This is a genomic window from Daejeonella sp., assembly GCF_046590655.1.
Taxonomy (GTDB): Bacteria; Bacteroidota; Bacteroidia; order Sphingobacteriales; family Sphingobacteriaceae; genus Daejeonella.
Genome location: NZ_JBKJUM010000066.1, coordinates 48,528 through 55,713, shown reverse-complemented (window position 1 = coordinate 55,713; position 7,186 = coordinate 48,528). Strand labels below are relative to the sequence as shown.

4 protein-coding genes are annotated in these 7,186 nt (G+C 39.5%); 3 read left to right on the top strand and 1 reads right to left on the bottom strand.

What is annotated here, in order from left to right:
- Positions 1 to 3,414 (top strand): DNA polymerase III subunit alpha (gene dnaE, locus ACLL8Z_RS07195; RefSeq protein ID WP_411274091.1); only part of this gene is annotated, 3,414 nt, incomplete at its 5' end.
- A gap of 76 nt (positions 3,415 to 3,490) precedes the next feature.
- Positions 3,491 to 3,811, top strand: coding sequence for a thioredoxin (gene trxA / locus ACLL8Z_RS07190; RefSeq protein WP_411274090.1), 321 nt, complete (start codon positions 3,491 to 3,493; stop codon positions 3,809 to 3,811).
- 61 nt (positions 3,812 to 3,872) lie between these two features.
- On the opposite strand, the gene ACLL8Z_RS07185 is transcribed toward trxA, so the two are convergent.
- Positions 3,873 to 6,020, bottom strand: a complete 2,148-nt coding sequence (locus ACLL8Z_RS07185; RefSeq protein ID WP_411274089.1) for a DPP IV N-terminal domain-containing protein — start codon at positions 6,018 to 6,020, stop codon at positions 3,873 to 3,875.
- 221 nt (positions 6,021 to 6,241) lie between these two features.
- Here ACLL8Z_RS07185 and ACLL8Z_RS07180 point away from each other — a divergent pair, with 221 nt between their 5' ends.
- Positions 6,242 to 7,162: a DUF58 domain-containing protein gene (locus ACLL8Z_RS07180; RefSeq protein WP_411274088.1), complete on the top strand. Its 921-nt coding sequence runs from the start codon at positions 6,242 to 6,244 to the stop codon at positions 7,160 to 7,162.
- The last annotated feature ends 24 nt before the right edge of the window (positions 7,163 to 7,186 follow it).

Genomic DNA, 7,186 nt, shown 5'->3' with positions numbered 1-7,186 from the left:
AGGCACATCAAACAGTTCACTAAAGACAAACGTGACCAGCGGTTTCATCAGCTTTTGCTTGCAAAAAATGCACAGGGATATAAGAATCTTGTGAAACTATGCTCTCTTGGGTATATGGAGGGTTTATATAGCAAATGGCCCCGAGTCGATAAAGAGCTAATCCTACAATATCATGAGGGTTTAATTGCAACCACTTGTTGCCTGGGAGCTTCAGTTCCTCAAACTATTCTAAAAAAAGGAGAAGTAGAAGCGGAAACCGAATTTAAATGGTGGCTTGATTTATTTGGTGAGGATTATTACATAGAGCTTCAGCGTCATGACATCCCCGAACAGCAAATTGTAAATGAAGTTCTGTTAAGATTTGCTAAAAAGTACAACGTAAAAATAATCTGCTCTAATGACTCCCATTATGTAGATCAGGAAGATGCAAATGCCCATGATATTTTGTTATGTGTCAATACCGGAGATATGCAAAGCACACCTATTGCGACCGACGAGGAAGGCGGCAAAGGTTATCGGTTTGGGTTTCCAAACGATCAGTTCTTTTTCAAGAGTCAGGCTGAAATGAGCCAGCTTTTTCACGACCTGCCTGAATCGCTTGACAATACGAATGAGATTGTTGATAAGGTTGAACATTTACAACTGAAAAGGGATATCATGCTTCCGAACTTCCCAATTCCGGATGAATTCAAAATTCATTCCGGGGCGGAAGCAGAGAATATGAATCAGTGGGAATATCTAAAACATCTAACATTTACCGGGGCGAAAGTTCGGTATCGTGACATTACATCTGAAGTAGAGGAGAGATTAAATTTTGAACTTTTTACAGTGAGAACAATGGGTTTTGCTGGTTACTTCCTGATTGTTGCCGACTTTATTAGAGCGGGCCGCGATTTGGGGGTATTTATCGGCCCCGGCCGGGGGTCGGCAGCTGGTTCAGTCGTCGCTTATTGTATTGGTATTACAAATATTGACCCTATAAAGTACAATTTACTTTTCGAAAGATTTCTTAATCCCGACCGTAAATCAATGCCCGATATTGATACAGATTTCGATGATGCGGGACGTCAGAAAGTGATAGATTATGTAGTTGACAAATATGGTAAAAATCAGGTAGCACAGATCATTACATACGGTTCGATGGCTGCTAAATCAAGCATTAAAGACGTCGCTCGGGTGCTTGACCTACCTCTAGCCGAATCTAATATGCTAGCCAAACTTGTTCCAGACAGGCCTGGGACAAGCCTTGTTCAGGTTATGACTGCACCAATTGAAACGGTAAAGAAAGAACAAAATCCGGAGGATTTCGAAAACATAAAGATCCTTCGTAAAATCCTTGAAGAAGGTAAAACCGTTCAAGCCAAAGTCTTAAAGGAAGCACTGATCCTTGAAGGTTCAGTGCGGAATGTAGGAGTGCATGCGGCGGGAATAATTATAGCTCCATATGACCTGACCGATATTATCCCAGTGGCTACTTCGAAAGAATCGGACCTCCTTGTTACCCAGTTTGACGGGCGTGTTATCGAAGACGCAGGGGTAATAAAAATGGACTTTCTTGGATTAAAGACTTTAACCATCATAAAAGACGCTCTTCGACTGATCAAACAAAACCATAATGTTGATATTGATATAGACTATATTTCACTTGAAGACACTAAAACTTTCGAGCTCTATCAGCGTGGTGACACCAATGGCACATTCCAGTTTGAAAGCGATGGTATGCAGATGTATCTCCGTGAACTCAAGCCCGACAAATTCGAAGATCTGATAGCGATGAATGCGCTTTACAGGCCGGGACCGATGGAGTATATCCCTAAATTTATCTCCAGAAAGCATGGCCGGGAAGATGTAACCTACGATCTTCAGGATATGCAGGAACATCTGGAAGAAACCTATGGAATTACGGTCTATCAGGAACAAGTGATGCTATTATCCCAAAAGCTCGCCGGATTCAGTAAGGGAGATGCCGACGTTTTACGAAAGGCCATGGGTAAAAAGCAAATAGAGGTTCTTAATAAGATGAGGGCTCAATTCATGGATGGCTGTAAAACGAATAACCATGACGTTAAAGTTGCTGAAAAAGTATGGACCGATTGGGAAGCCTTTGCACAATATGCGTTCAATAAGTCGCACTCCACATGTTATGCATTCGTAGCATATCAGACAGCATATCTGAAAGCAAATTATCCTGCAGAATACATGGCAGCGGTTCTTAATAACCAGAATAATATCGATAAAATATCTTTCTTTATGGAGGAGTGTAAACGTATGGGGGTTCCTGTTCTGGGCCCTGATATTAACGAATCCGAATTAACTTTCACTGTGAACACTAAAGGGGAAGTTCGATTTGGAATGTCTGGCATGAAAGGCGTAGGCGAGAAAGCTGTTGAAAGTATTGTGGAAGAACGCATAGCTAATGGATTGTATCAGAGCGTATATGATTTTTCACGTCGGACGAATTCCCGTGCAGTGAGCAAAAAGGTGTACGAAAATTTGGTATATGGTGGAGCTTTCGATTGCTTCGGATTTAAGCGCTCGCAGTTTTTTTATAAGCCTGAGTCGAGTTTATACAACGGCATTGAAAGACTCGTTAAATACACAAATGATTTTCAGAATAACTTGAATTCTTCTCAAGCATCACTTTTTGGGGGTACCTCGGATGCCCAGATCACGGAGCCAATACTTCCCGAATGCGAGGAATGGGGTTTGATTGAAAAGCTTAAATATGAAAAGGAATCTATAGGTATTTATCTTACCGGGCATCCCTTGGATAATTATAAATTTGAACTTGAAAATTTCTGTTCCCACAAGGTTAAGCACCTCAGTCTCGTAAACAGAATGAAAAGTGCAGAAGCGCTGCCTGAAGATGTCGGGGAATTTAAGAAGATCAGTAACCGGGATTTAATTATTGGGGGACTCGTTTCCGCAAGCAGTCACAGAACAACGAAAACGGGAAAACCTTTTGGTTCATTCATGCTTGAGGATTATAGCGATACCTTTGAAGTAGTTCTTTTTGGCGAAGATTATGTAAAGCTTAAGCAGTATTTGTACGAAGGGTATTTTATTCAGGTCAGGGGGCTAGTTACAGAACGGTTTAAGCAAAAAGACAACTGGGAATTTAAAGTAAATAACATTGTTCTCCTCTCTGAGCTCCGGGATAAAATGTCAAAATGTCTTACCATTCAATTGCCTTTAACTGAACTCTCTGAAAGTTTTATGGAGAAAATTGACGAAATAGTAAAGACCAATTCGGAGCAAAATCCGGTTAGAAATTGCCAGCTTAGATTCATGATCATGGATTATGATGAAGAGACGACTCTGGAAATGCCTTCTAAAACAGTGAAGATTAGCCCAAGTAATGAATTTATCGAAGATATCTCTAAATTGATTGGTGTAAGGTATAAGTTGAATTAGTGTCACATTAACAGATCAAGTTTGTGGCAGGAATATTGAATAGTATATTTGATTTTAAACTGTAAAAAATAGTATCATGGCATTAGAAATAACAGATGCGAACTTTGATGAGTTAGTGCTTAAATCGGACAAACCAGTATTGATTGATTTTTGGGCTGAATGGTGTGGACCATGTCGTATGGTAGGGCCGGTAGTTGAAGAATTAGCAAAAGAATATGAAGGTAAAGCAATTGTTGGAAAAGTGAATGTTGATAATAACCCGGAAATCTCAATGAAATTCGGTATCCGTAACATTCCTGCCTTACTTTACTTTAAAGGCGGTGAAATTGTAGACAAGCAGATTGGGGCGGTTCCGAAATCAGTTCTCGCAGAAAAATTGATGAAGCAATTAGCATAATTAATTAAATAAAAAAACTCCATCGCCTAAGGCTGATGGAGTTTTTTATTAGCAATCCCTGCTACTTCCAGTATTCCAAAAATTCTTTTGGTACAGGTTTTTCTAAAATGTGACTATACATAAATCTGACAGTTTCCTGTGTACTGTGTCTGGCCTTCAATCCACCCCATCCATGCCGTTCGCCAGGGTAAACCATGAATTCAAAATGTTTATTTAAATCCTGGAGTTTGTTTACAAATTGTATTGAATTTTGCATATGGACATTGTCATCCATCGTGCCGTGGATAATTCTCAATGTTCCCTTTAGCTTGTCGGCGTAAGTAATAGGCGACGTAACTTTATAGCCATCAGGGTTGTTCTTGGGCGTACCCATGAAACGTTCCGTGTAATGGGTATCATATAATGCCCAATCGGTTACAGAATAGTTAGCTATTCCATGGGTAAATACATCAGCACCATAAGTCAAAGCCATGGCAGTTATATACCCGCCGAAACTGCCGCCAGTGATACCGATTTTTGTGCCATCAACATAGGGTTTAGATTTAAGGCTCGTCGCCGCATCCATATAATCTTCAATTTCATACTTACCCATTTTTTTATGGATAAAATCCATACCAACTTTGCCTAAATGGCCGGCGCTGCGATTATCTATTGCAACCTGAATAATTCCTTCTTTTGCCCACCAATAGTTGAGACCCAAAGGGCTCTTCCATCTGTCGTATACAGTGCCCGCATCCGGACCACCGTAAACGCTTATCCAAATGGGATACTTCTTGGCAGGGTCAAAATCAAGAGGCAGGGTAATGGTCATCGGAAGTTCAAGTCCATCACGCGTTTTGTAATAACTCAACTCGGTTTTGGGTAAGTTGTAAGTTTCAAATAGTGCACCCTGTGTGCTTGCAAGTTCACGAACTATTTCACCCTTATCATTTACCAACGCAGATTTCGAAGGACTTGAAAGACTTGAATAGGTAGTTATAAAATATTTACCGTTCGGCGAAAGCTCTATCTGATGATCATAATTTCCAAAAGTAAGTCGTTTTGGCTCTTCGGACCCTCTTAGCCCAGCAGTATAGAGGTCGTATCGTGTTGACGTCTCCAGACGTGCTGTAAAGAATATTTCCTGATCTCTCTCATCAACCAGTAACAACTCTCCAACTCTCCATGAACCGGAGGTAAGCTGTTTCTTTAGGTTGCCTTTTAAATCATAATAATAATAATGTCCCCAACCTGATTTATCACTTTTAAGAATAAACCCCGACCCATTTTTAAGGAAATGCATACCATCAAACCAGTCTACCCATGTATTTTGTTTCTCTTCGTAAATGATAGTTTTTGTTCCTGCCGTTGGTTCGACACTATATATTATAAGGTCATTCTGGTCTCTGTTCATCCACTGTACCCATAGGGCTTTGCTATCAGCCATCCAATAAGGGGTGCCGAAATACTGATCGTTTTTAACATTGAAATCAGCCCATACTGTGCCTTTCATTCCTGCATTCACGATACCCACCTTTACTTCAGGATTTTTATCGCCAGCTTTTGGATAGCGTGTATTTTCGAGAAAGCCATGCTGTCCGGTAGAATTATAAATAGGATAAACTGGTACCAGTGTGTCATCGAAGCGCATAAATGCCAATTTCTTACTATCAGGACTCCACCAAAATGCTTTATAACGGGTTGCTCGACCAAGAATCTCCTCATAATAAACCCATGAGGCCCAGCCATTATAAATTACGTTTGATCCATCGCTTGTATATCTTGTTTCTGCACCGGATAATACGTCTACAGAGAAAAGATCATTATTTTTTGTAAATGCAACCTGTTTTTTATCAGGAGACAGGGTGGGATTCTTCTCAAGGACTGTATCCATGGTAAGTTGTTTTTCTGCTCCTCCAGCATCCTTGTAAAAAACATCTTTGTTTCTTATAAAAACAGAAGACTCATTAACTTGCGCCGGTGCAGATGGAACAGCTATTCCGGTTTTTACATCGACAGTGTAAGGCTTATTTTGTTGACCTTCGAGTCGATATTCTATATAATGTGTATCATCCGCCCAACCGCTGTATTGTGGCAGAGGTTTTAAAATTTCTTTAACTGGAGTAGTAAAGACTTCATGAAAATTTAATACTTTTTGCTGAGAATTTGCACTTTGCGTTATCGTGAAAAGGCATGAAAATAATGCAATTTTTAATCTGTTAACCATCATATTTATGATCGATTGTAGCGTTAATAATTTGATTGTTTGGTGTCTGAATATATCATCTGGTTATAATGATACATAATTCTCGAAGGTATAAATCTTTTTCATAAAAATCATTTTCATGCTGTAGGCGTTCCATAAATACCGTAATTTGAAATAATTAAAAAATCAATTTAATTGATGAACAAGCACTTTGGCCATCAATTTTTATAATCTAATTTTATGGAATGGAACCCAATCTGACTAATTACAAAGACCTTCAGGATTTTGGAAATTTGGAACTGCTCTCGCAGCAGGTCGTTGAAGGTTTTATAACCGGACTTCATAAAAGTCCTTTCCATGGTTTCTCTGTGGAATTTGCCGAACATAGACTATATAATACCGGGGATTCTATCAAGAATATTGATTGGAAATTATACGGTCGAACCGACAAACTTTTCGTAAAACGATTTGAAGAAGAGACAAATCTTAGATGTCAGATCGTCATGGATATTTCTTCGTCTATGTATTATCCTGAAAAGGATTTCAATAAACTGTTATTTTCAGTTTATTCCGCCGCCTCTCTAATGTATCTGTTTAAGAAGCAACGCGACGCATTCGGATTGAGCTGCTTCTCTGATAAATTGGAGCTATCCACGCCGGCAAAATCCACCGCAATTCATCAGAAATATTTATTCTCGGAACTTGAGAAACTAATGAGCCGCGAAAGGAGAGGGGATGGTACTGCAGTTGCGCCAGCCCTGCACGAAATTGCAGAGCAGATCCATAAGCGTTCTTTGGTCATAATATTTAGCGATATGCTTGAGGGTGGGGATAATAATCAATTGACAGCCATTTTTTCAGCATTGCAGCACCTAAAACACAACAAGCATGAGGTAGTTATTTTCAATGTTCTTGACCATAAGATGGAACTTGAATTTAATTTTGAAAACAGACCATATCATTTTGTAGACCTTGAAAATGGCGAGGAATTGAAAGTACACCCCGGAAATGTTAAAGAAGCATATCTCAATGCGATAAGTTCATATCACAAAGAGCTTAAACTTAAGTGTGCCCAGTACCAGATTGATCTTATCGATGCGGATATCCATGCAGGTTTTTACCAGATTCTACATTCATATCTGATAAAAAGAGCGAAGATGGCATAATATCTGAATAGAATTAGGAATTTA

What these genes read in the sequence shown, in the direction of transcription:
- trxA (WP_411274090.1), top strand. Translation starts at nt 3,491, where the DNA reads ATGGCATTAGAAATAACAGATGCGAACTTTGATGAGTTAGTGCTTAAA.
- ACLL8Z_RS07185 (WP_411274089.1), bottom strand. Translation starts at nt 6,020, where the DNA reads ATGATGGTTAACAGATTAAAAATTGCATTATTTTCATGCCTTTTCACG.
- ACLL8Z_RS07180 (WP_411274088.1), top strand. Translation starts at nt 6,242, where the DNA reads ATGGAACCCAATCTGACTAATTACAAAGACCTTCAGGATTTTGGAAAT.